This is a genomic window from Paenibacillus sp. TSM33, assembly GCF_056099025.1.
Window position 1 is genome coordinate 1 of record NZ_JBLZXB010000028.1, and the last position, 864, is coordinate 864.

Genomic DNA, 864 nt, shown 5'->3' on the forward strand with positions numbered 1-864 from the left:
CGGATTACGGTGGTACAGGAATTTCGACCTGTTGTCCTTCGACTACGCCTATCGGCCTCGCCTTAGGTCCCGACTTACCCTGAGCGGACGAACCTTCCTCAGGAACCCTTAGGCTTTCGGCGGATCTGATTCTCACAGATCTTTTCGTTACTCATACCGGCATTCTCACTTGAATGCAGTCCAGCGCTCCTTCCGGTACACCTTCAACCCGCATTCAACGCTCCCCTACCCCTGATGCAAAGCATCAAGCCATAGCTTCGGTGGTGTGTTTAGCCCCGTTACATTTTCGGCGCAGAGTCACTCGACCAGTGAGCTATTACGCACTCTTTCAATGGTGGCTGCTTCTAAGCCAACATCCTGGTTGTCTGTGCAACTCCACATCCTTTCCCACTTAACACACACTTGGGGACCTTAGCTGATGGTCTGGGCTGTTTCCCTTTCGACAATGGATCTTAGCACTCACTGTCTGACTCCCGGAACTAAATCTATGGCATTCGGAGTTTGACTGAGCTTGGTAACCCTTGCGGGCCCCGCACCCAATCAGTGCTCTACCTCCACGATTCTTCTTTCCGAGGCTAGCCCTAAAGCTATTTCGGGGAGAACCAGCTATCTCCGGGTTCGATTGGAATTTCTCCGCTACCCCCACCTCATCCCCGCATTTTTCAACATGCGTGGGTTCGGGCCTCCAGTGCGTGTTACCGCACCTTCACCCTGGACAGGGGTAGATCACCCGGTTTCGGGTCTACGTCCACGTACTCATTCGCCCTATTCAGACTCGCTTTCGCTGCGGCTTCAGCTCTTCACCTTAACCTTGCACGGGAACGTAACTCGCCGGTTCATTCTACAAAAGGCACGCCATCACCC

1 rRNA gene is annotated in these 864 nt (G+C 53.6%); it reads right to left on the reverse strand.

What is annotated here, in order from left to right:
* Positions 1-864: ribosomal RNA gene (locus tag ACN6NF_RS25500) — 23S ribosomal RNA — on the reverse strand; the annotation flags it as partial.